This is a genomic window from Bacillus sp. jun7, assembly GCF_051034795.1.
Lineage (GTDB): Bacteria > Bacillota > Bacilli > Bacillales > Bacillaceae > Bacillus > Bacillus velezensis.
This window is the reverse complement of record NZ_CP093219.1, coordinates 280413-304285: the sequence shown is the minus strand read 5'-3', so window position 1 is coordinate 304285 and position 23873 is coordinate 280413. Positions and strand designations below refer to the sequence as shown.

The 23873-nt window shown below is 46.4% G+C and carries 22 protein-coding genes; 7 read left to right on the top strand and 15 right to left on the bottom strand.

The window, feature by feature from the left end; all coding sequences use genetic code 11:
• Window positions 1-81: 81 nt before the first annotated feature.
• Together MJQ52_RS01515 and MJQ52_RS01510 are read left to right on the top strand one after the other, a co-directional pair.
• Window positions 82-1965 carry a terpene cyclase/mutase family protein gene (locus MJQ52_RS01515; protein WP_094246846.1) on the top strand — a complete coding sequence of 628 codons (1884 nt, stop codon included), beginning with the start codon at window positions 82-84 and terminating at the stop codon, window positions 1963-1965.
• Complete coding sequence (locus tag MJQ52_RS01510) at window positions 1962-2807, top strand: superoxide dismutase (protein ID WP_070081967.1); 846 nt, start codon at window positions 1962-1964, stop codon at window positions 2805-2807. The genes MJQ52_RS01515 and MJQ52_RS01510 overlap by 4 nt, the downstream gene beginning before the upstream one ends.
• A 39-nt stretch (window positions 2808-2846) precedes the next feature.
• Here the strand turns inward: MJQ52_RS01510 and MJQ52_RS01505 are convergent, their stop codons facing one another.
• Window positions 2847-4184, bottom strand: a complete 1338-nt coding sequence (locus MJQ52_RS01505) for a sodium-dependent transporter (RefSeq protein ID WP_094246845.1) — start codon at window positions 4182-4184, stop codon at window positions 2847-2849.
• Window positions 4185-4387: 203 nt separating this feature from the next.
• On the opposite strand from MJQ52_RS01505, the gene MJQ52_RS01500 reads away from it, so the two are divergent.
• Window positions 4388-5356, top strand: a complete 969-nt coding sequence (locus tag MJQ52_RS01500) for a bile acid:sodium symporter family transporter (protein ID WP_094246844.1) — start codon at window positions 4388-4390, stop codon at window positions 5354-5356.
• Between the two features lie 27 nt (window positions 5357-5383).
• On the opposite strand, the gene MJQ52_RS01495 is transcribed toward MJQ52_RS01500, so the two are convergent.
• From MJQ52_RS01495 to cdaS, 9 genes are all read right to left on the bottom strand, one after another.
• Complete coding sequence (locus MJQ52_RS01495; protein WP_094246843.1) at window positions 5384-6130, bottom strand: MBL fold metallo-hydrolase; 747 nt, start codon at window positions 6128-6130, stop codon at window positions 5384-5386.
• Between the two features lie 73 nt (window positions 6131-6203).
• Window positions 6204-7451: a 2-oxoglutarate dehydrogenase complex dihydrolipoyllysine-residue succinyltransferase gene (gene odhB, locus MJQ52_RS01490; protein ID WP_064107643.1), complete on the bottom strand. Its 1248-nt coding sequence runs from the start codon at window positions 7449-7451 to the stop codon at window positions 6204-6206.
• 15 nt (window positions 7452-7466) lie between these two features.
• Window positions 7467-10301 (bottom strand): 2-oxoglutarate dehydrogenase E1 component, encoded by a 2835-nt coding sequence (gene sucA / locus MJQ52_RS01485; RefSeq protein WP_094246842.1) that lies wholly within the window; start codon window positions 10299-10301, stop codon window positions 7467-7469.
• Between the two features lie 227 nt (window positions 10302-10528).
• A complete protein-coding gene (locus MJQ52_RS01480) occupies window positions 10529-12445 on the bottom strand; it encodes a vWA domain-containing protein (protein WP_094246841.1) in 1917 nt (638 codons plus the stop codon).
• Window positions 12446-12455: 10 nt separating this feature from the next.
• Window positions 12456-13346, bottom strand: a complete 891-nt coding sequence (locus MJQ52_RS01475) for an AAA family ATPase (RefSeq protein ID WP_003153758.1) — start codon at window positions 13344-13346, stop codon at window positions 12456-12458.
• Window positions 13347-13423: 77 nt separating this feature from the next.
• Window positions 13424-14014 (bottom strand): superoxide dismutase family protein, encoded by a 591-nt coding sequence (locus MJQ52_RS01470; RefSeq protein WP_057080768.1) that lies wholly within the window; start codon window positions 14012-14014, stop codon window positions 13424-13426.
• Between the two features lie 82 nt (window positions 14015-14096).
• A complete protein-coding gene (locus MJQ52_RS01465; protein WP_014305202.1) occupies window positions 14097-15338 on the bottom strand; it encodes a LysM peptidoglycan-binding domain-containing protein in 1242 nt (413 codons plus the stop codon).
• Between the two features lie 319 nt (window positions 15339-15657).
• Window positions 15658-16869 (bottom strand): macrolide family glycosyltransferase, encoded by a 1212-nt coding sequence (locus tag MJQ52_RS01460; RefSeq protein ID WP_024085478.1) that lies wholly within the window; start codon window positions 16867-16869, stop codon window positions 15658-15660.
• A 118-nt stretch (window positions 16870-16987) separates the two neighbouring features.
• Window positions 16988-17614 (bottom strand): sporulation-specific diadenylate cyclase CdaS, encoded by a 627-nt coding sequence (gene cdaS / locus MJQ52_RS01455; protein WP_014305204.1) that lies wholly within the window; start codon window positions 17612-17614, stop codon window positions 16988-16990.
• 276 nt (window positions 17615-17890) lie between these two features.
• Between cdaS and MJQ52_RS01450 the strand changes: the two genes are divergently transcribed.
• Window positions 17891-19252, top strand: coding sequence for an MATE family efflux transporter (locus tag MJQ52_RS01450; RefSeq protein WP_094246840.1), 1362 nt, complete (start codon window positions 17891-17893; stop codon window positions 19250-19252).
• A 13-nt stretch (window positions 19253-19265) separates the two neighbouring features.
• Window positions 19266-20114 (top strand): STAS domain-containing protein, encoded by an 849-nt coding sequence (locus MJQ52_RS01445; protein WP_094246839.1) that lies wholly within the window; start codon window positions 19266-19268, stop codon window positions 20112-20114.
• 26 nt (window positions 20115-20140) lie between these two features.
• On the opposite strand, the gene bshB2 is transcribed toward MJQ52_RS01445, so the two are convergent.
• The 4 genes from bshB2 to rarD form a co-directional block, all read right to left on the bottom strand.
• On the bottom strand, window positions 20141-20806 hold the full coding sequence (gene bshB2, locus MJQ52_RS01440; protein WP_031379023.1) for a bacillithiol biosynthesis deacetylase BshB2: 666 nt from the start codon (window positions 20804-20806) through the stop codon (window positions 20141-20143).
• Between the two features lie 17 nt (window positions 20807-20823).
• The gene (locus tag MJQ52_RS01435; protein ID WP_007611980.1) at window positions 20824-21174 is read right to left on the bottom strand and encodes a YojF family protein; all 351 of its coding nucleotides are present in this window, start codon (window positions 21172-21174) and stop codon (window positions 20824-20826) included.
• On the bottom strand, window positions 21171-21449 hold the full coding sequence (locus MJQ52_RS01430) for a hypothetical protein (protein ID WP_003153742.1): 279 nt from the start codon (window positions 21447-21449) through the stop codon (window positions 21171-21173). Before MJQ52_RS01430 ends, MJQ52_RS01435 begins: the two co-directional genes overlap by 4 nt.
• 67 nt (window positions 21450-21516) lie before the next feature.
• Window positions 21517-22359, bottom strand: a complete 843-nt coding sequence (gene rarD, locus MJQ52_RS01425) for an EamA family transporter RarD (protein WP_229154247.1) — start codon at window positions 22357-22359, stop codon at window positions 21517-21519.
• 151 nt (window positions 22360-22510) lie between these two features.
• Here rarD and MJQ52_RS01420 point away from each other — a divergent pair, with 151 nt between their 5' ends.
• Window positions 22511-22975 (top strand): hypothetical protein, encoded by a 465-nt coding sequence (locus MJQ52_RS01420; RefSeq protein WP_014305207.1) that lies wholly within the window; start codon window positions 22511-22513, stop codon window positions 22973-22975.
• Window positions 22976-23008: 33 nt separating this feature from the next.
• Here the strand turns inward: MJQ52_RS01420 and MJQ52_RS01415 are convergent, their stop codons facing one another.
• A complete protein-coding gene (locus tag MJQ52_RS01415) occupies window positions 23009-23248 on the bottom strand; it encodes a hypothetical protein (RefSeq protein ID WP_003153736.1) in 240 nt (79 codons plus the stop codon).
• A gap of 201 nt (window positions 23249-23449) precedes the next feature.
• On the opposite strand from MJQ52_RS01415, the gene MJQ52_RS01410 reads away from it, so the two are divergent.
• Window positions 23450-23839: a tautomerase family protein gene (locus tag MJQ52_RS01410; protein ID WP_015388106.1), complete on the top strand. Its 390-nt coding sequence runs from the start codon at window positions 23450-23452 to the stop codon at window positions 23837-23839.
• The last annotated feature ends 34 nt before the right edge of the window (window positions 23840-23873 follow it).

Sequence of the window (23873 nt, the reverse complement as noted above, 5' to 3'; positions counted from 1 at the left end):
GCTGCCTGTCAGCAGTTTCTTTCTTTTGTCATGCCGCCTTTTACATATGAATATATATGCTTCTGAAGGAGTTGAGCGAGTGTGAGCACAATTCATGAAAACGTCAGAAGCCGCCAAAAGAAAACCATCTCCCTATTAAGAGAAACGCAAAATGCGGACGGCTCATGGTCATTTTGTTTTGAAGGACCGATTTTGACAAACGCCTTTCTGATCCTCCTTCTCACTTCTCTTGGAGACATTGATAAAGAACTGATCGCTGAGCTTGCAGAAGGCATTCGCGCTAAACAGCGCCCGGACGGAACTTTTGCCAACTATCCTGATGACCGGAAAGGAAATGTGACCGCTACTGTACAGGGCTATGCCGGATTGCTGGCTTCCGGTTTATATAGCCGTTCTGAGGCGCATATGATTCAGGCCGAACGCTTTATCATCTCAAATGGCGGCTTGCGCAACGTACACTTCATGACAAAGTGGATGCTTGCGGCAAACGGCCTATATCCATGGCCCGCGCTGCATCTGCCATTATCTTTCTTAGTCATTCCCCCATCCTTCCCGCTGCATTTTTACCAGTTCAGTACATACGCTCGTATTCATTTCGTACCGATGGCCGTGACGCTTAACAAAAGATTTTCGCTGGAAAATCCCAACGTTCCGTCTCTCGCGCATTTAGATCGGCATATGACTAAAAATCCGTTTACATGGCTTCGTTCCGATCAGGATGAGAACAGAGATCTCTCTTCTCTTTTCGCGCACTGGAAGCGGCTTTTGCAGATTCCTGCCGCTTTTCACCAGCTCGGTCTGCGTACGGCCAAAACGTATATGCTTGACCGGATTGAAGAAGACGGCACATTATACAGCTATGCGAGTGCCACTATTTTTATGGTGTACGGCCTGCTCGCTCTCGGTGTATCGCGCCACTCCCCCGTTATCAGAAAAGCGCTTGCCGGCACGAAAGCTTTGCTCACGTCTTGCGGCGATATACCGTACCTGGAAAACTCAACGTCGACCGTTTGGGATACGGCGCTTCTCAGCTATGCGCTTATGAAAAGCGGCATCTCAGATAACGATCAAATGATAACCGGCGCCGCCCGGTTTCTGCGTGAACGGCAGCAGACGAAAGTCGCTGATTGGGCCGTTCACAACCCGCATGCTGAACCGGGAGGATGGGGTTTTTCAAACATTAATACAAATAATCCTGATTGTGATGACACAGCCGCAGTGCTCAAAGCCATTCCGCGAAAACGTTATCCCGCCTCATGGGAACGCGGACTGAGCTGGCTTTTGTCCATGCAAAACAGTGACGGCGGCTTCTCTGCTTTTGAGAAAAATGTCAATCATCCGCTGGTCCGCCTGCTGCCGCTGGAATCGGCTGAGGAAGCTGCCATCGATCCTTCAACAAGCGACTTAACCGGACGGGTGCTGCACTGTTTAGGAGAAGCGGGGCTTTCTTCTGATCACCCTCAGATTGAAAAGGCCGTCCAATGGCTGATCCGCCATCAAGAAGAGGACGGATCGTGGTACGGCAGATGGGGTGTCTGCTATATTTACGGCACATGGGCAGCGCTGACAGGGATGAAGGCTTGCGGCGTGAGCCAAAACCACCCGGCCGTGAAAAAAGCGATCCGCTGGCTGAAGTCCATTCAAAACGAGGACGGAAGCTGGGGAGAATCCTGTAAAAGCGCAGAAGTCAAAACCTATGTTCCGCTTTCTTACGGGACGCTTGTACAGACGGCTTGGGCGGCCGAAGCTTTGCTGCAATACGAAAAACCTCATCATCAAGCCGTCACAAAAGGCATATCCTTTCTTATTGAAAACCGGCATTACGAAGGCGACGCTTTCAGCTATCCGACCGGAATCGGCCTGCCGAAACAGTTTTACATCAGGTATCACAGCTACCCGTATGTGTTTTCTTTGCTTGCGCTCAGCACTTTTATGAAAGTGAGTGAAAAGGAGGAAGAAAAATGAAACGGCACGCTTATCAAACCGAAATGCTGAATTGGTGTGAAACCTTGAAGGAACAAGTCATACAGCAAGGTCGGTTCGATCGCTTCGCGGCACAAATCGACCGGATTTTTCACACCCTTCAGGATGATGGATTAACGGAGGCGGAATGGTACGAACAGGCATCAGCACTTTACCGGGACATTACCGAACCGGATGAGCCGGATGAGCGCAGAGCCTATGTGCCGATCGGCAAGCACGTCCTCCCTAAACTGCCATACAGTTATTCCGCACTGGAACCGTATATTTCAAGAGAGATTATGAAACTCCACCATACAAAACACCATCAGAGCTATGTTGACGGTCTGAATAAAGCAGAACTGGAGCTCAAAAAAGCGAGACAAACGAAACAGTACGACTTAGTGGCGCATTGGGAGCGGCAATTGGCGTTTCACGGTGCCGGCCATTATTTGCACAGTATTTTCTGGTTTTCCATGAATCCAAACGGAAAAAGACGGCCGACGGGTGCGCTCTTTCAAATGATTGATGTGTCATTCGGAAGCTATTCTGCTTTTAAAGAGCAATTTTCTCAAGCGGCGAAAAAAGTCGAAGGAGTCGGCTGGGCTATCCTAGTCTGGGCGCCGCGCGCCGGGCGGCTGGAGATTTTGGCCGCTGAGAAGCATCAGCTCTACAGCCAGTGGGACGTCATTCCTTTGCTTCCGCTGGATGTGTGGGAACACGCTTATTATTTACAATATAAAAACGACCGCGCGGCTTACGTGGATCAATGGTGGAATGTCGTTGATTGGCGGGAGGCGGAGAAACGGTTCGAACAGGCGCACCGCGTGATATGGCCGCTTTATTAAAAAAGCCCCCGTCTTGAACGGGGGCCTGCTTCTTTTGGTCTAAAAAATACCAAGCACGTGCAGAAAAACGATAATAATGGCTACAGGAGCCACATAACGGATTAATAGGAGCCAGACTGCAAACCATTTTCGTTTTATACCGGAACCGCTTTTCAGTTCGTCAAACAGCATCTGTTTCGGAATTTTCAGCGGTACGAAAACGGCAATTAAAAGCGCGCCCAGCGGCATTAAGACATTGCTGACCAGAAAATCCGCAGCGTCAAAAATACTGCGGTGAAAAATAGAAACATCACTCAAAATTCCGTACGACAGCGCCGAAGGAACCCCGACAATAAATATAGCAAGTCCCCCGATCCATGCATACCGCTTCCGTTTTGCCGAATCGCCTTTTGACAAAACAGCAACTAAAATTTCAAGCATTGAAAAAGCCGATGTCAGCGTCGCAAATAAAAACAGCAGCAAAAAGGCGAGTAAAAACACGATGCCCAACGGCATTTGGTTAAAGACTGTCGGCAGCACGTTAAATAAAAGCTGCGGACCTTGATCCGGCTTGAGGCCGAATGCAAACACCGCCGGAAAAATCGCCACTCCCGCCATCACGGCAACAAGGACATTTAATACCGTCACCGATACGGCGGATTGAACAATATTTTCTTCTTTTTCTAAATATGCGCTGTATGTAACCATTACGGACACTCCGACGCTTAACGAGAAAAATGATTGTCCCATCGCATATAAAACGGTATTGGCATCCATCGCGCCAAAATCAGGCATGAAGAAAAATTTTAATCCCTTCGCTGCATCATGCAGCGTAACGGAGCGGATCATTAAAAGAATAAACAGAATAAACAGAGCCGGCATCAGCACCTGGCTTACCTTTTCGATGCCGCTGCTCACCCCTTTTGCCACAACTAAAATCGTCAGCACGATAAACAGCAGCTGACCGAAAACCGCTGCATAAGGGTTGGAAATGGTATCGATAAATAACGTATCAAATCCCGAAGAAAGCGATAAACCGCCTGTAAAGCCTTTTATAATGTAGATTAATATCCATCCCCCCACTACGCTGTAGAAGGATAATAGAATAAAACACGTAATGATTCCGAGATATCCGATCCAGTGCCACTTTTTCCCCGGCGCCAGCGCCTTATAGGATTCAACGGCGTTTTTTTGTGTTTTTCTGCCGATAATAAATTCAGCAAGCAAAAGCGGCAGTCCGATTAAAACAGTAAATAAAATAAAAACAAGCAGAAAAGCGCCGCCTCCGCTGGTTCCCGCTACGTAAGGGAACTTCCATATTGCGCCGAGCCCGATTGCAGAGCCGGCCGTAGCTAAAATAAATCCCAGCTTAGATGACCATTGATTAGCTTCTTTCACTTCAGCACTCCCAATTCATTTCAGTATAAAAATCAATTGTAAGAATATATGTCTGAATAGTCAAGATGATATTAGTTTACATAATAATTTTATCGAAAACTAATATTTAATATTGAATTATTCAGAATATTATTTATAATGGAGTACAGAAAAGTCAGTCATATTTTCTGACTGATTGATTGGATATAAAAGGAGCTGTGTTTATGGAATGGCTGAAAAAAATAAGCGGGTTTGCGGGCCAAACCTTTGGCTTGTGGGTTATCGTCTTTGCCGGTTTGGGATTCGCCTGCCCTGATTTGTTTACTTGGATCAGTTCTTATATGACGATTTTCCTTGGTATTATTATGTTTGGGATGGGGCTTACTCTTCAAACAGACGATTTTAAAGAATTAATCAGAAAGCCTTGGCATGTCGTGATCGGAGTCGCTGCCCAGTTTACGATTATGCCGCTTACGGCTTTCTGTTTATCAATCGGGCTCCGTCTCCCCGCAGAAATCGCCGCGGGCGTCATTCTGGTCGGATGCTGTCCGGGCGGTACGGCATCAAATGTCATGACGTTTTTGGCGAAAGGCAATACGGCACTTTCTGTTGCGGTCACCACGATCTCAACATTGCTTGCTCCTATTGTAACGCCGGCACTTATTATGCTGTTTGCGAAAGAGTGGCTTCCCGTTTCTTTCGGTTCACTGTTTGTTTCCATTATGCAAGCCGTGCTTTTGCCGATCGTCCTCGGGGTGATTGTGAAGCTGTTCTTCAAAAAACAGGTCGGACAAGCCGTGCACGCGCTTCCTCTCGTATCGGTAATCGGCATCGTAGCGATTGTATCCTCTGTCGTCAGTGTAAATCGTGAGCATCTGCTTCAATCCGGACTGCTGATTGTGTCTGTCGTCATCTTACATAACGGAATCGGATATTTGTTAGGATTCCTGACTGCAAAGCTGTTCAGAATGGATTATGCTTCACAAAAAGCGATTGCGATAGAAGTCGGGATGCAAAACTCCGGACTGGGCGCAGCGCTTGCGACAGCGCATTTCTCCCCTTTGTCAGCCGTGCCGAGCGCAATTTTCAGCATATGGCACAATCTGTCGGGGTCTGTTCTTGCCACCTACTGGTCTAAGAAAAAAGAGAAAAACAGCGCCGAAGAAGAAACGGCAAAGATTCCGTTTTCATAACTGAACAAGGATAGGCTGCTGCAGCTCCTATCCTTGTTTATTCTGCAGATCACGAAACAGGCGCAAAAGCGCTTTTTTTACATCCCCCTGAAATAAACCTCCATGATAACAAATCAATTGGCGGATATCGTAATCGAGCAGCCGCTGCACAGAACGGACCGCATCATCCATATGTAACGTATAGCCAGGATTAGCAAGGTTCAGCTTTCCGTCTTCAATGACGACCGCATCACCTGTGACCATTGTTTTTTCGGCAGGCAGATAAAGACTGATATGTCCGGGTGTATGACCCGGCGTGGCTACAACGCGAATGCCTCCGCACCAAGGCAGCAGCTCACCGTCAGTAACTGTCCGGTGAACTGGGGCCGATTCGACTGATTGAAGCGAGCGGATGAACTGTTTTGCATAAGGCTTTGCATCCTCTGGCAATGAACTAAACGTTGATTCAGCCTGCTCAAGCCGTAAAGATTTTTTAGAGCCGTCAATATACGGCGCTTCACGCTCATGTACTGTCACGCTGATATCCGGGTGCAAACGGTGTAATGCAGCGAGTGAGCCGATATGATCTATATCGTGATGCGTTACAATGATTTTTGTCAATGAATGAAGCGACATTCCATGCCGGGCAGCAGCATGTTGAAGATGGTTTGTAAAACCGGGATATCCGCAGTCTATTAATATCGTGTCATGTTCGTCTTGCAGAAGAACCGGAGTGATTGAATGCAATTCTTCATTATATTCAAATTCGATCTCAAGCGGATAACAGCTTTTCATATAAATTCTCCCCTTCGCTCAATAAAAAAAGTACACTGCTTGTAAGGGCAGTGTACTTTTTGTCTGTCTCAAATTATCCTTCCAGCAGCAGCTGTTCCGGATCTTCAAGCAGGTTTTTAATGGTGACAAGGAACCCGACCGCTTCTTTACCATCTACAATTCTGTGATCATATGATAAAGCGATGTACATCATCGGACGGTTTTCAGAGCGCTCCGCATCAATTGCTACTGGGCGCAGCTGAATTTTGTGCATACCTAAGATCCCGACCTGAGGGCTGTTTAGGATCGGTGTTGACATAAGCGATCCGAATGTACCTCCGTTTGTGATCGTGAAGGAGCCTCCTTGCAGCTCACCTAATGTTAATTTATTGTTTCGCGCTTTCTTCGCAAGTTCGCCGATCTCTCTTTCAATGCCGGCAAACGTCAGGCGGTCAGCGTCACGCACGACTGGGACGACAAGCCCTTCTTCAGCCGCGACAGCGATACCGATGTCATAGAATTTTTTCACGATCAGCTCATCGCCTTGAATTTCAGCGTTAAGGAGCGGGAATTTTTTCAAAGCAGCCACGACGGCTTTTGTAAAGAACGACATGAAACCGAGTTTTACATCGTTTTGCTCAAGGAATTGGTCTTTACGGCGTTTTCTTAGATTCATAACGGCCGTCATGTCAACTTCGTTAAATGTAGTCAGCATCGCAGAAGTCTGCTGCACTTCAACCAATCGTTTCGCGATCGTCTGTCTGCGGCGGGACATTTTTTGCACTTCGACAGGTTTGTCAAAGCTTTGCTGTGTTTTTTGAGCCTGCTGTTTCGGCTGTGCCGCAGGTTTTGAAGCCGGTTTTTCATAAGCTTCCACATCTTGTTTGCGCACGCGGCCAAGCGGGTCCCCCGTCGGAATTTGTGATAGATCAATCCCTTTTTCCCTTGCCAGCTTGCGTGCAGCCGGAGACGCTACCGTTCTGGATTTCGCTTCTGATTGTGCTTCCTGGCTGACTTCTTGTGCAGCAGGTTCAGCTTTTGCTTCCTCTTTCGTTTGTTCATTGGCTTGAGCACTTTCTGAAGGGGCGGGTGCAGAACTTTCGCCAGCGCCTTCTGTAATGGTACCGATAATTTCTCCTACTTGGACGGTATCACCCGAATCTTTCAATACCTCTTTTAGAACACCCGATTCTTCTGCTGTCAATTCAACATTTACTTTGTCCGTCTCCAGTTCAAGCAAGTACTCACCCTGTTCTACATAATCACCGGGCTGCTTTAACCATTGGGCTATCGTTCCTTCTGAGATTGATTCTGCTAATTCAGGTACCTTAATTTCCGCCATTTTTACATTTCCCCCTTAGTTTTTGCGAGTCAAGCTATCAGATACAATGCGTTCCTGTTCTTTTTTGTGGACTGTCGGATCTCCTTCTGCGGGACTGGATCGTCTTCTTCGGCCGATGTATTGGACATTTACTCCTTTTGGCGCAATTTCCGTCAGATACGGGCTGATATAACTCCATGCCCCCATGTTCTGCGGCTCTTCCTGAACCCAAACGATCTCTTGCAGGTTCGGCAGTTTGGCGAAAAGCTCCTTCGTATCTTTTGCCGGGAACGGATACAGCTGTTCGATTCTGGCAATATGAAGCCAATCCTTATCGCCTTCCATTTTGTTGAAGTGATCGCTGATATCAATTGACACTTTTCCGCTTGATAATACGACGCGAGTCACTTTTTCGTAAGCGTGGGAAAGACCGGACTGCTCATAGACAGGCTTGAATCGGCTTTCGCTCAGTTCCTGCACTTCAGATACCGTATTCGGGTTGCGCAGCAGGCTCTTCGGCGTCATGATCACAAGCGGACGGATTTCCTCACGAAGCAGCATTTTCGCTTGTCTTCTTAAAATGTGGAAATACTGAGCCGCACTTGTCAGGTTGGCCACTGTCCAGTTGTTTTCCGCCGCCAGCTGCAGGAACCGCTCGACGCGGCCGCTGGAGTGTTCAGGGCCCTGCCCTTCGTAACCGTGAGGCAGCAGCATGACCAGCCCTGATTTTTGTCCCCATTTTGCCCGTCCTGCAGATATGAATTGATCAAAATAGACTTGAGCCGCATTGGCAAAGTCTCCGTACTGCGCCTCCCACAACACAAGCGTTTCAGGCGAATACACGTTGTATCCATATTCAAAGCCGAGAACCGATCCTTCAGAGAGCGGGCTGTTATGCACCGTAAATGAAGAAGCGCAGTCGTCTAAGTGATGGAGAGCAACAAATTCTTCTCCTGTTTCGCTGTCATGCAGCACAAGGTTTCTTTGAGCGAACGTTCCGCGCTCTGAATCCTGTCCGGTCAGCCGGATCGGCGTGCCGTCTTTCAAAATGGAAGCAAACGCAAGCGATTCAGCCAATGACCATTCAACTTTACGGTCATCATCAAACGCTTTTGCACGTCTTTCCAGGATTTTTTTCAGCTTGCCGAACACGTTAAAGGATTCCGGCCAGTTGATAAGTTCGCCGTTCAGCTTGCGGAGAACATCAAAATCAATGGCTGTGTCAACGTCTGGAAAACCGTTGGACACCGGTTCCGGCAATTCAATTTCCCGTACGGCGTCTTCTTTTTTGGCGGGCACCTTTTTATAGGCGTCTTCAATTCGTTTTGTCACTGCCATTTCGATGTTTTGCGCTTTTTCCTCGCTGATCAGTCCTTCACTTACGAGTTTTTCCGCAAAGATCCGCTTGACAGTCGGGTGTTTTCTGACGGCATCATACAGCATCGGCTGTGTCGTTGACGGCTCATCCATTTCATTGTGGCCGTATCGTCTGTACCCGATTAAATCGATTAAGAAATCTTTATTGAACCGCTTCCGGTATTCAACCGCAAATTTAACGGCTGACAGGCATGCTTCCGGATCATCCGCGTTGACGTGAACGATCGGAATTTCATAGCCCTTCGCCAAATCACTGGCATATTTCGTTGATCGTGATTCATCGCTTTCAGTTGTAAAGCCGATCATATTATTGGCGATGATATGAATAGCCCCGCCGACCTGATAGCCTTTCAGAGAGCTTAAGTTCAGCGTCTCGGCGACAATGCCTTCTCCCGGGAACGCTGCGTCACCGTGAATTAAAATGGCGAGCGATTTTGTTTCATCTTGAACCGGGTACCCCTTTTGCGTTCTTGTTTCCTGTGCCGCCCGCGTGCTTCCTTCAACAATCGGATTGATGAATTCCAAGTGGCTCGGGTTATTTGCAAGCGTAATCCGCGCGCTTTTGGTTTCAGCATCCTGAAGCTGTCTGTCTGCACCGAGGTGATATTTTACATCGCCCGTCCAGCCGTAGCTGATGCCGGTCGATCCTTCAGACGGCACAAGGTCTTTATTCGGCGCGTGCTGGAATTCTGAGAAAATAATTTCATACGGTTTGCCGAGCACATGCGCAAGCACATTTAAACGGCCTCTGTGCGCCATCCCGATATTGACATTGGTTGTGCCCGCTTTCACAGACTGGGCGATAATGTCGTCAAGAACCGGCACAAGCGCGTCTAATCCCTCAATTGAGAAACGCTTCTGACCGACGAATGTCCGGTGTAAAAATTGTTCAAATCCTTCTACTTCCGTCAGTCTTTCTAAAACGGCTGACAGTTTTTCCGGTGAATTTTTCCGGAACAGTTCTCCGGACTCGACCATTTTTGTAATCCATGCGCGCTCTTCGAAATCATGCACATGGTCAAACTCGAAAGAGATGGTTCTTTTATAGGTATTGCGTAAATGCTGGATGGCTTCTAAGCCGTTTGTTATATTGGCAGGTGCGTCTTTACAGATGACAGACGCGGGTATTGCTTTCATTTCTTCTTCTGTAAGCCCGTACTCGGATAACGGAAAGAGCTCGCTCTTTTTCGGATCCTTTCTGAGCGGATTGACGGAAGCGTTCAGATGGCCATAGGTTCGAATATCTTCTGCAAGTTTAACTGCTGCTGCGATCTTTTGAATCAGATCTGCGGTGACGCGTCCCTGTTCCTTTGTTTCCGATGCCTCTTTTATTTGGCTTGGCGGAGCGCCGAGTTCGTCAAACATGTCTTTCAGATCCGGATCAATGCTGTCTGGATCTTCAGCATATTGGTCGTACAGCTCCAGTGCGTAGCCGAGGTTCGGTCCGTAAAAATCTTCCCAATTCATTCTTTGTTTCATATTATTTTGAAACATTTGAATATTACCCCCAACCTAGATAATCAAGTGATCAATTCACTATCTTGAAATAACTTTTGAACGCTGTGCCCAAAATTATGTAATAAAAACGCTTCCAAGGATATTTTACCACTGATTGCGTTTGGATTCTACCTTGATTGTTCACAAAATAGTAAAAAAAACAGATCAATACCGAAAAAATTAAATCATTTTAAAATAAAAAGCGAAAAAGCATAGGAAAAAGCCTATCCTATGCTTTTATGAAGCAGTTTTTTCAAGAGCGGATACAGCACATCGGGCAGCTGATCGACATCCGGAACAAAAATACTGTACTTTCCGTACATATCCTGAATGGTTTTCATCTGGGATTCTTCTATCGCAGTATTGGACAGAAAAACATTTATGACTTCTATCCCTTTTTTTCTCGCTTCGATGACAGCCTCGCTCGTATCGACGATGCCGTTTTGTTCGTATCCGAATGCTGCCGGCTCTCCGTCTGAAAACACGATTAAAAATTTTTGCGCCTCACTCCGCCGCATCAGCTGTTTCGTCATTTGTCTGATGGCGTATCCGTCTCTGTTATCTTCTTCAGGCGCAAGCTGCATGATTAGCGGACCCGCAGCCTGCAGCAGCGACTCTTCAAACGGAATGACGGTATTGAAGAAATTCGGCTGGCTCGTTTCGGTTGCTTCGTTTGTATCCTCCCAAAATCCGACGATTTGGTGAGGGACGGACACTGATTTCAAGGCTTCATGAAAAAGAACGATCCCTCTTTTTGTTTCATCCATTTTGTCAAACATGCTGGCCGAACAATCGACAAGCAATGTAAAAACGGCGTCAATGTCTGAGGACGGGTCCTGCTTTTTATAGAAAAGGCGCGGGTTCCGTTCCGTAAAATAGCGGATCAGTTTGCGATTCAGCCGGCCTGCGTGAAGGTCGGTCCGCGGGAGCGTTTTTTTGTGCTCAAGCGTTTTTTGTATCATCTGCTTCAGGCGTTTTTGATATGATTCTATCGTTTTTGCCTGTTCTTTATAAGACTGCTCCTCTTCAGGAGACGCTTTATGAGGCGTTTGATAAACCGGGAAGGCAAATTTGTTTTCTTTTCCGTCAACCAGCCCGGCGCCCTCATGTTCATCCTGAATGGATTCAAGCGCTTCCAGTTTGGAGTAATCCTCTCTTTTCGTTTGACGTGCGGAACCTTGAACGGAGCCGAGCGCCTGGTCACCGTCATCGCCTTCTCTGGCCGCGTCTTTCCCAAGATCTGATTTCGCGCCGTGCTCAATATCAAATTGAAGGAAGCTTTTTGACGGCGCTTCGGTTTCCCGGTGCCACGTATTCATTTTCTCTTCAAGGATTTCTTCATCTCCGTCGGAAGACTCAGGGAGCGTGAGATCGTCACTTAATGAAGGCGCTTTTTTTACGCTTTCGAATAAAGGCTCTTCAGCCGCTTTTTCGTAATCAAGTTCCGGCAGAAAAAAGTATGTGTTCAGCATATCTTTCTCAAGCACTTCATCAAGGCCTTCCATGAGGTCTTCCGTTATTGTTGCGATTTGTTCAGTAGAATCCGCCTCATACACCCGGATGAGCTGACGTTCAATATACGGGATCATCATATCAATATTTTCATGCATGGAAGGAATGCCTTCAAGCGGAGACTCAGCCGTCAGCTTGACAAACATCGCGCAATACAAAGCGTCGGTGAAAATGCTCCGTTCTAAATTCAGTGTCAGCTGCGTCGTGAAATATTTCCTGTACATCTCCCTCCGCTTCTGAAAAACACGTTTCGTTCCCGGCCGTTCTTTTTTGATCAGCTCTTCAATTCTGATATCCTCAAGCAGCATAAACAGCTGCTTGGCAAAGCTTTGGCGGGTGAAGTGCCGGTGAATGTCATTTAAAAACCCCGCAAATACCCGAAATGAGCTGCTGCGTGTTCCGACAGCGCGCAAATAGACATCGCTTTTCAGGCCGGCTTCCATATCCCCGGCTGATCGGTCTTTCCAAAAGTGGCTCATGTAAATTTTCTTTTCAAAGGGATTGTAGTAAGACTGCACGCCGTATTCCACTTCAACTTCACTGCTTCTGGTCAGTGTTTTGGCCAGATCAGTCAGCATCATGAACAAAAACGAATCAATCGTGCTGTCGTTAAATTTGATAAACTTCATTGTATATCCCTCATTCGAACAGCGTTTCTGCAATATTTCTGACAGCGGCTTTTTCCCTGTCATCGTCAAGTTTTTCCACGATGCCTCTTTCAATCGCCCGTTTCGGCGGGATGTACGCAGCCAAGTCGCACGTATCAATGAGAGCCCTGATGGAGGCCGCTTCTTCTGACACTTGTCCGTTATGCGCTTGTGCGATTAAATCAGAAGACAGCGTCATAAAGCGCTCAATTAATTTCTCATCTTTTAAGACAGACTGAGAGGTCAGCACCTGCTTCAGGAGGCTTCCTTTAATATACGGAACATCAATGATGACAAAACGGTTTTTAAGGGCTTCGTTCAGCGGAACGGTGCCGACGTACCCTTCATTAATCGCGGCGATAACACCGAATCCTTCGCTTGCCTTAATCACTTCTCCTGTAAAGGGATTTGTCATCATTTTTCTGTAATCAAGCACGCCGTTTAGAATCGGAAGGGTTTCAGGCTTTGCCATATTGATTTCGTCAATGTATAAAAAATGTCCCTCGTTCATTGCGGTTGTTACAGGTCCGGGAACGAATTCAATTGTCGCCTGCCCCTGTTCATTTTCAATCGTTTTATAGCCGACAAGCGCTTCTGCATCGAGGTCTACGGAGCAGTTGACGCTGTGCATCGGTTTATGAAAATAGTTCGAAAGCGTTTCCGCCAATTTTGTTTTCCCCGAACCCGTCGGTCCTTTTAATAAGATATTTTTTCCCATTGTCAAAGCGATGACGGCATCGAATACAATCGCTTTATCTTCGGCCTCATAGCCTGATGATCCGATTAAATCCCGGAATTCTTGGGAAACGGGATGATTTTGATAAGCCTGCAGTTTGTTTTGTATATCTTCCGGAAGTGATAGGTGCTGTAATTCTGAAGTCATAGGTGATGTTTCCTTTCCATTTGTATTCCATAACCGAGTATACTAAAAAAGCCCTTGTATACTCAATACAAAAGGGCTCATTCCCTGCGGGCGCTTTTTGTCAGGGGAGCGCAGGCGATTCTGGCTCCGGAATTTCCGCTCGGGTTTGTTAAATAATCGTCCGTATGTTCATGAATGACGAACGCGCTTCCGTCCCGGTCGAGCAGGCTGAGTCTGCTCCCTTCTTTTAATGAAGTTTGCGGCGCGTTCATAATGACATCCACTTTACCGTCAGCCCCCACTTCAAGATTGGGGAGATCCCCGGCGTGATGACCCATCGGATTGTTGAAGCCGTGTTCTTTGTTCAAAGGGTTGAATGGACCGCCGGCTGATTCGAAATCAGGTGCCTGACATGTCCCTTTTTCATAAATATGAAATCCGAGAGAAGCGCCGGGCGGCAGATGTCCCGCTGATATATGAATGTCTGACCCTTCATCATCAGATTCCCTCACTTCGATATATCCGATCGTTTTTCCGTTTTGATTGATGAGTCCGGCATGCTCACGGTATGCAGATGCTTCCAATGCACGGCTTTCCCCATGTTTTTTGGGCGGAACAGGAGCGGGTCTCCCCCCGCAGCCGCAAAGCGTAATTGATGCGAGCATGAGAAAAAGCAAGAGACGATTCATGCTTCCTCCCCCTTATTTTTTACCCATCAGTCTTGTCAAAACGTGAAAATGGTAAACAAAAAAAAGCCCCGAAAGGCTTTTTTTAAAAATAACTGCGCGCTCCTAAATAAGCTTTTTTCCAATATGGATTGCTTAAGTTTGAAATTTCAACCCCGGAGGAGCTTGCGTGAATAAAATCTCCTCCGCCTAAATACATTCCCATATGAGAAGGGCCCGCTTTATATGTCGTAAAGAAGACAAAGTCGCCTGCTGACGGCTGGCTGATATGTTTCATCGTATTCCAATATCCGGCCGTGCTCAGACGGGAAACAGAGCTTACCTTATTTAAAAGGTAATAGATGTAACCGCTGCAATCGAAGCCCGCAGGCGTATTGCCTCCCCAGCGGTAAGGCACGCCGACATGTTTTTTCGCCTCGCCTATCATTCTGTCAATCTTTGACCCTGTCACCGGAGGTTCGGGGGTATTTGGCTTGTTTGGCTTTGCCGGTTTGTTACCCGGCTGCCGCACAGGATCTTCTGTTTTTCCCGTTCCGTTAATCAACAGAACCTGTCCGATTTGAAGCACATCAGTTGTCAGTTTATTTTTTTCTCTGATGAGCTGAGCGGTGATGCCGAACCGATTAGCAATTTTCCAGAGGGAATCGCCTGCTTTTACTTTGTAAGTGGATGGCTTCTCAGAAGGGTTTGAATGAGATGGCGGTGTTGTGCCGCTGTTTCCGTTATGTGAAGAACCTTTGATCTTTAATACTTGATTCGGATACAGCATGTCTGATGTTAATTGATTCAGCTTTTTCAGTTCGGCGATGGTGATGCCGGTTTGATTGGCGATTTTCCACAGCGAGTCACCCGGCTTCACAGTGTAAGTCCCTGATGCGCCTTTATCAGGCTTTGTCTGTCTGCCGCCTCCGTCCGTGCCGCCGGCAGACCCTTTAATTTTCAGTTTTTGGCCCGGATAGATGACATCTGAACTCAAACGGTTCAGGCTTCTCAGTTCAGAAACGCTCATTCGGTATTTTTTAGCGATCACCCATAATGAGTCTCCGTATGTAACTGTGTAGGCACCAGTGTTTCGTTTTCCTTTTTGCCCTGTTTTATGTGTGCCGCTGCCGTCGGGAATGTGCAGCCGCTGTCCTGGGTGGAGTATCGTTGATTTCAGTTTATTTTCCGCCTGCAGGGCTGAAATACTTGTATGATATTGCCGGGAAAGCTTCCAAAGAGAGTCGCCGCTTTTTACTTGAATGGTTTTTGCTTCAGCGGGATGCACGGCGAAGGTTGAAGTCATTACTGCAGATACAGCCAGTCCGGCTGCGATTTTTTTCTTCATATAACGAAAAACCTCCTATTTATCATTGCTGAAAGGGACGTTCCTTTTCTTTGGACGCCGCCTGTTATGCAGGATTCATTCAGAAGTCGACATTAATTCCGATTCATTTGGTCTTAGATCATCACCAATGCCACACATTTTACATAAATTGAGAACATTTCACAAAAGACTTTGGAATCATTTTCATAACATGGCTTTTTTCCGCGACATTCCACCTTTCTTGTCTGTTTTTCATACAATTCTCTTCACGGCGTGAAAATCCTCCCGAAAAACAAACAAAAAAAGCCCGCTTCCTTTAAAGGAAGCGGGTGACGGCTGATTACAGAACCCGGGTCTCGGCAGTTTTCACGTCTTCTGCTATCAATTCCGCTGCACGCTGTGCTCCGCCGGCCGCTTTCAGGGATTCTCCGATTTCAGAAGCTTTTGTCTGATATTCAGGATTTTCGCTCAATTCTTTTATTGCTTCAGTGAGCAGTTCCGCTGTTACATCTTCTTTTTTAAACATCTTGCCCGCGCCCGTGTTTTCCACTTGGCTTCCGACGGCGAACTGATCTGCTCCCATCGGAATGACGATCATCGGGGTTTTGTAGTAAAGCCCTTCGCTCGTACTGTTCATTCCGCCGTGAGTGATAAATAAGTCCGCTCTCTTCAGGATCTCAAGCTGCGGAACATAAGGCTTTACAATAACATTCTCAGGAATTTCATCAAGCTCCGCCGGATCAAGATGTTTGCCGATTGACATGACGGCTTTTCCGTTAAAGTTCCTGACCGCTTTTAAGCATTTATTAAACAATTCCTTCTGATTGTTAAAAATCGTGCCCATTGAAATAAACAGGACTTTTTCTCCTTCAAGCTGGTCAAACGGGAAATCCTGAGCCGCCGGCCTTTCAGTTATGGACGGACCGACAAAGAGATAAGAATCGCCAAACTCTTCTTCTTTCGGCTGAAACGCTCTTGAAGTAAATACGATGGTTTTTCTGCCGTCATTTGAGAAAATATCATACGGCGTTTTAATGTCTGCGCTGAATTCTTCATTAAGCCGGCTGACCGCTTCGGTATAAGCCGGATAATGAGATGATTCCTCTGATATAAGGTTTGTATTTGAAAACACTTCTTTAATAAATGCTTCATTCATTGCAAATGTTGTGCAAAGTGAATATGCCGGCAGTTTCAGCTTATTTCTCACAAGCCTTCCTGCCAGAAAATGATGATCATAAAGGATGTAGTCGTATGATTCATCTTTTACTTCCTCAAGAATACGGAGTGCGGCTTTTTCGGAAGTCTCAATCATTAACAGTAAAAACTCGGTAGCATCCCGCTGTTCATCACCCGTTGCGTTTTTTCCGAATTCATCTTTTCGGAAATCTTCACATTCACGGAATTCCGCTCCGCTTGACGCGATTTTGTGCTCATATTCCTTCACGCCGTAATATACGACATGTTCCCCTTTTGCCTTCAGTTCTTTTACGACGCCTAAAGACGGATTGATATGGCCTTCTCCCGGAAAGCCGATCATCAATACATTTGCCATCTTTCCACTCCCTATTCTTTTAAATTTTATGTATATTTAAACGATAACACCAATACAGAAAAAGGTAAAGATGTTCACCTTATTAATATTAAATGGGTACAATATTCCCATTTTCTTATTATTTCGTATGAAGCGCCCGCGGCGAAACAAGCGGATACAGTCCGCCGTCTTTAGCAAAAGACATTTTTCCCGTTTCTTCTGAAACAACGAGCACGAGTGCATCAGTCACGGCCGAAAGTCCCATCGCGGCCCTGTGGCGCGTCCCGTATTTGAGATCGACATGTTTTGTTGTGAGCGGAAGCACATTGGCTGCTGATACAACCCGGTTTTCTCTGACCAATACGGCTCCGTCATGAAGCGGATTGCCGGGATAAAAAATACTCTCAATTAAAGCTGAACTGATCTCGGCATGCAGGCTGGTCCCTTTTTGTATCATTCCGTCCAGCGGATCTGCACGTTCAATCACAATCAGCGCTCCGTGCTTTTCTTCCGCCAGATGCTGCACGGCCCTCGCCAGCTCTGTATAGGAAGGCGTAAAATGTTCGATATATGACTGCAGGTAAAACGACGAAGCGACAGCCTGCATTTCCTGAAACGTATGTCCCAGTTCATCTAATTCGCAAAGAAGGCATTGGTCTTTTTCATCCAATGTCCGCAGTATCATTCCGGCATCCTCGGTAATTTGTTTCAAGTACGTTTGAACGGCAGCCGTAAACGCGCTTTCCGTCATTTGAGTGTGGCGCATGTCACATCATCTCCTTTCCCTTATTTTCTGCATCGCGCGCATGGATATGCGCCGCTGTGTACACCATAATCATGAAAGGAGGAGACATCATATGGAATTCGCACGGCTGATGCAATATATCTGCACCTTTTTAGGGGTCATTTCACTTTCATTCATTTATGCCAAGATGTTTAAAAAGCCGAAACCGGACAAAAAAGAGTAGGCCGGCTTTCATTGCTTTTTATACATAAAATGTTATAATTTCTCTCGTTAAAATAAAGAAACGGGGAACCTAAATTGAGAGAAACGAACACGATCGGCCAAAAGGTCAGACAGCTGTTACATATCTTCATTCCGATTTTAATCACACAGGCGGGCCTTGCCCTGATCACCTTTTTGGACACGGTGATGTCAGGGAAAGTGAGCGCCGCCGATTTAGCCGGTGTTGCAATCGGTTCAAGCCTGTGGACGCCGGTGTATACGGGCCTTGCAGGAATATTAATGGCCGTTACGCCCGTTGTTTCGCAGCTGTTTGGAGCCGGCAGACAAAAGGAAGTGCCGTTTTCCGTCATCCAGGCCGTTTATGTAGCGGCCATTCTCAGTGCGGCGGTTATCCTGGTCGGCTTTTTCACCGTTGATATGATCTTGGGACATTTGGGCCTGGAACCTCGTGTCCGGACGATCGCCAAACACTTTTTAGGCTTTTTATCCCTCGGTATTTTTCCTTTGTTTGTGTACGCCGTTTTGCGCTCGTTTATTGACGCACTCGGCAAAACGCGAGTCACGATGCTTATTACGCTTTGCTCATTGCCTATTAATTTTGTTTTAAATTATGTATTTATTTTCGGGAAATTCAACATGCCGGCATTGGGCGGAGTCGGTGCGGGGCTCGCTTCTGCCCTGACTTACTGGTGTATTTGCGCCATCAGCTTTTTTATCGTCTTCAGATTTGAGCCGTTTGCCGGGTACTCTGTTTTTCGGAAACTGTACCGTTTTTCTCCGTCTGAATGCAGAAAACTTTTGAAAATCGGTTTGCCTATCGGTTTTGCGGTATTTTTTGAAACGAGCATTTTTGCGGCTGTCACACTTCTAATGAGCCATTTCCGGACGGTGACAATTGCAGCCCACCAGGCGGCAATGAATTTTGCTTCCCTCTTGTATATGCTGCCGCTCAGCGTATCTATGGCCATGACGATTTTAGTCGGCTTTGAAGCAGGGGCAAAGCGCTACAGGGATGCCCGGTCATACAGCTATATCGGCATTGTGATGGCCCTTTGTTTTTCTTTATGCACGGCGGCTTTCATTTTACTGTTCAGGCCGCAAATCGCCGGAATGTATACATCAGATCCGGAGGTGCTCATGTTGACGCAGCACTTTTTAATCTATGCGCTGTTTTTCCAGCTTTCTGATGCCGTAGCAGCTCCGATACAAGGCGCCCTGAGAGGATATAAGGATGTCAACTATACACTCGGTGCGGCTTTTGTTTCGTATTGGATTATCGGGCTTCCGCTCGGTTACGCAGTCGGCACTTACACGAGCCTCGGGGCATACGGCTACTGGATCGGGTTAATTGCAGGACTTGCCGCAGGAGCTGTCGGTTTATTCTTCAGACTGATGAAGCTGCAAAAGCGTTATGTGAAAAAAATGATGATTTTATAAAGGAGGAGCAGCAATGCCAAAACATAAACTGCTGTACGATTATTTAACCGAACGGGCGGAGGACATCAGTCAGACATGGTTTGATACCCTTCATGATACGGATCCTGATTCTGTTTATGCTTCTACTGACCCGGCTGTTCTCACAAATCTGAAAAAACAAAATCTGGCGTTTAATTATCAACTCAATCGGATTTTTTCTGAAGAGAAGGAAGTATATACAGCGGCATTGGAAAAGTGGGCGTTTGAAGCCGCACGGGATAAAGAACATTTAAAAACTCCCATCCATTACATCATTCGCGAGTTTATCAGAGTTCGTGATTTGTATGTCGGCCATGTAAAGCAGTTTACCAGACTTCATTCAGACACCGTGACAGAAGAAGATGCCGAAGATATATTCCATACGCTGATTAAATCGTTTGATGTGGTCATTCATATTTTCATAGAGGAAATGTATAAAAACACAAACATTCAGCTTGAAGCGCAAAAAGAATTGATTACCGAGCTGAGCTCGCCGGTCATTGTGCTTTTTGACAATGTCGGACTGCTGCCTCTGATCGGGGATATTGACACGGCAAGAGCCAAAATGATTTTGGAGAATACGCTGCACCAGTGTTCAGAGAAGCGCATCACGCAGCTGTACATTGATTTATCAGGCGTATCCATGGTTGATACAATGGTTGCCCAACAGCTTTTCACCTTAATTGAATCACTCGGAATGCTCGGCGTGAAAGCGACATTATCCGGAATCCGTCCTGAAATCGCACAAACCGCGGTACAGCTCGGACTGAGTTTTTCAAATTTATCAATACGGTCTTCGCTTGCGGAAGCGATCGCTTCCGATCTGACACAAAAAAAGGGATAAGGCATTTCAGCCTTATCCCTTTTTTATCAGTCTTTCCACGGATATGTCCAATACACTTCTTCTTCAAACCATGTCTGAAGAACCGGCTCGTTATTTTTAATTTTTTCTTCCAGCTCTCTCAGCATGCCTTCCGTTTGGGTGCGGTGCGCTTTTAAGGCATTCATTTTAATATCGGCAACCTCTTTAATATCAAGAATGACATCAGGCTTGCCGACGGCTTCCTCCCTGTTGCGGGTGATTGCCATGCAAAGCGTGCGCGGGCGGTCCTCTTTTTTCTTTCTGTAAAGCGCTCTGATGACCGCTTCGCCGCATGCATCATGATCCGGATGGACGCCGTGCTCCGGATAGAATGTGACAATCAGACTCGGTTTTACATCGTCGATAATCTCTTCCATCATATCCGCGAGCCACTCGTCATCTTCAAATTCAAGTGTTTTATCACGAAGCCCGAGCATTCTCAGGTCAGTGATGTCCATTGCTTTACATGCGTCAATCAGCTCTTGCTTTCTTAACAGCGGCAGTGTTTCACGGTTCGCGAAAAAGGGATCTCCCATGTTCCGGCCCATTTCGCCAAGCGTTGCGCATGCATACGTAACGGGAATATCTTTTTGTCTGTGTAAAGCAATCAGTCCTGCCACTCCGTATGATTCATCATCAGGGTGAGGCAGGATGACGAGTACATGTTCTTTCATGATTTTCACCCTTTTCTTTAAACTGTAAACGGCTTTTCGCTGATTTGAAGCGAAATCGCCAATTTTCCGCCCGGCAGATGCCCCGCCATTAACAGACGGTCTTCGTCATCTACTGTATACTCAGTCAAACCTTCTGCGTAAATCCAGCCCTCTTCTGTTTTCAAACCGACGCGGTACGGGCCGTTTCCTTTGATTTTCGCCTGATGGTACGTCACTTTTGCATTGCGTATATAGGCTACAACCGTCATGTTTTTCTCATTCAGATGCGCTGAATAAGAACCGGTCGTTGTTTCCAAATGGATATATACAGGACGATCGGCATATCGCTCTAAAGAAGTTTGCACATCTTCTTTTATGATCGCTTTCATAGCTGCTCCCCTCTTTCTTCTTTTAAAAATTGCAAACGCTTCGTATGTAGTTCAACCAATTCATATTTCTCAATCGGCCGCAGCCGGGAATCTACAATTCGCTGCACCGCCAGAGCAAACTTTTCCTCGGGTGACTTCCGGAGCCTCGGATGTGTTCTTTGATCAAGCAGTTCAAGATCAATCGCCTTCTCCGCTTCTTCAAGGGTTGAAGCCGGGAGAGTGCGGTTATTCCACAGTGCCTGATAGGCTTTTGCTATGTCTTTATCAGTGCCCATTGTACAGCTCCTTTACATACTCGTAATGATTATACATAATTTAAGCTATCGCTGGAAAGCGAAAGGCTTAGCGGCTTTTTATCGGCCGCTTCCATTTTATCTGTGAAAATGTAAACAAAAGCAATGCTGCCCATATACAAATGAAGGTAAACGCTTTTTGCCCGGAAAACGGTTCATGATACACAAACACGCCGAGCATAAGGGTAATGGTCGGCGCTATATATTGCAAAATGCCGACTTGATACAGGGGCAGACGCTTTGCCCCCTCTGCAAACAATAACAGCGGCAGGGCCGTAAATACGCCTGCGAAAAATAGGAGCGCCCATGTTCCTGCCCCCAAGGAGCCAAAAGTGCTCCCGTCAGCTGTAAATCCTAAATAAATAAGTGCAGCCGGGGTAATCAAAAGCGTCTCCAGCGTCAGCCCGATCGTGCTGGACATGCGGGTTCTTTTTTTACATAAGCCGTACAGGCCGAAGCTGAATGCAAGCAGCAATGCGATATAAGGAACCGCGCCATATTGAAACGCAGATATGAGCACGGCCGCCCCGGCAATAGAAACGGCTGCTGTTTGCATCTTGTTAAGCTTTTCTTTTAAGAATAGGATGCCCAAAAGAACGGAAACGAGCGGATTAATGTAGTACCCGAGACTTGCTTCAAGCAAAAAGCCGTGATTGACGGCCCATATGTACACAAACCAATTAACGGAAATTAAAACGGAAGCGAAAAAAAGCGCCAGCAGGCCCCCTTCCGATTTCAAAAGACGCAGTTCACGCCATCCGGTTTTCCACTTCTTAAGCACAGTTAAAAGCACACACATGAAAACAAATGACCATAAAATCCGGTGAGCTAAAATGTCCAATGCGGGTATTTGTTCAAGAAGTTTCCAATAGACCGGAAACAGCCCCCACATGACGAAAGAACAAGCGGTATAAATGATTCCTTTTCTTACGTTATTCCCTTGCACGGCCTTCCCCTTCCTTTCTGTAAACAGATTATATTATATCACGGGAAGCTTCCGGCGGGCATATACTATGTTGTCCGTTAAGAAAGGGTGAGATGCCGTGTTTGATTGGAACAGATATTTTCCCTTCCAAAATCAGTTCTCTAAAGAAACGTTTAAAAATGCTGATCCGAAAGATGTCGAGACATATGTCAACCGAGTGATGGAAAGCGTATTCGGCGCCGGTTATGCCGGACAGTTCCCTTTTCGCGACCCGATGTCCAAAAAGACCGATCCGGTCGAAGCGGAACCGCCCAAGCCGGAAATTGACCTGTTTGAAACATCCGATCATGTTTTTGCGAAAATTCCCGCCGAACAAGAGGAACTCGACCGTATCAGGATTAAGCATACGTCACACAGCCTCGTTGTAGAGAACAGCAGCCTGGGAGAAGGAAAAAAAGAAATCGTACTTCCGAGCCTCGTCAAACGGAAAGGAACAAAAGCAGTCTATAAAGACGGGATGATTGAAGTTATGTTTTCAAAACAGGAAGACTACAATCTATCGGAAGTGGAGATTTTAAGATAAAAAACGGCCCGCGCGATGCAGGCCGTTTTTTCTTTAATAAAATGGCGGATAACCGCCGGCTCCCGGCCCGAAACCGCCGTATGGGACGCCTCCGTATCCGTAACCGGCAAACCCGTACGGATAGCGGGGTCTTGTAAAACCTGTGGCAATCACGCCTCCGAGAAGACCGCCTAAAAATCCGCCGAATAAAGGAGCGCCGAACAAAAAAGGACTTCTCGCCGGAAATCCGGCAGGACCGAAATTCCCGCGATACAATGCATGACGAGGGTACATGTTTTTCCTCCTTTATGTCTGCCTATTCTTAAGCGTATTCATAAAATGAGGAAATTGATTGGGCGATTGTAACAACATGTGCCTCTCTTTAATATTGCATTAATATGTAAACATTTTGGTTATAATTTGATTATATTTTGATTAACTGTTATACTTTTTTTACAAGTTACGATATTATAAAACCATCAGGGGGAATAAAATATGCCATTACTTCGTTTTGACGTTATTGAAGGCCGGGATGACGCAGCATTAAAAAAGTTACTGGATACCGCCCATTACGCCATGGTTAAAGCTTTTGACGTCCCAGTAACGGACCGTTATCAGATCGTTCACCAGCATCGGCCTCATGAGCTTATCATTGAAGATACCGGGCTCGGTTTCAAAAGAAGCAAAGATCTTGTCATCATCAGCATTGTCAGCAAAGCGCGCACCGAACATCAGAAAGAAACGTTATATCAACTGATGGCTGAGCAGCTTAAAACAGAATGCGGCATATCACCCGAGGACGTCATGATTTCCATTACAGAAAACGGGAACGCCGATTGGAGCTTCGGGCTCGGTGAGGCTCAGTTTTTAACCGGGAAACTGTAAAAGGCCTCCCTGCTTGTTTTTTGGATGATTTCAA